The following is a 290-nucleotide window of genomic DNA, read 5'->3' on the forward strand; positions in this document are numbered from 1 at the left end:
GATCGCGGTCGTCGAGGCGATGAAGATGGAGAACGTGCTCCGCGCCGAGCGCGACGCCACGGTGGGGAAGATCCACGCCAAGGAGGGCGACAGCCTCGCCGTCGACGCGGTGATCCTGGAATTCGCCTGATCGCGGCGCGCGTCGCTCTCGCGGCCCTGACTGCGTTCGCGACGCGCAGACGAGAGCGTCGGCGCCGGCGCCGCGCACCATCGCCGTCGCGTCCGCGGTGATCGGCTTCGTCACGCCGATCACCGCCCTGAGCTTCGGGATCGCGGATGCGCCTGCCCTG

At 71.4% G+C, this 290-nt stretch carries 1 protein-coding gene; it reads left to right on the forward strand.

Features of this window, described 5'->3' with window-relative positions:
* A partial coding sequence (locus KZZ06_RS20365; protein ID WP_219581800.1) for a biotin/lipoyl-containing protein occupies positions 1-130 on the forward strand: 130 nt, incomplete at its 5' end.
* Positions 131-290: the final 160 nt, after the last annotated feature.

The organism is Sulfitobacter sp. CW3, from assembly GCF_019392245.1.
Classification (GTDB): domain Bacteria; phylum Pseudomonadota; class Alphaproteobacteria; order Rhodobacterales; family Rhodobacteraceae; genus Sulfitobacter.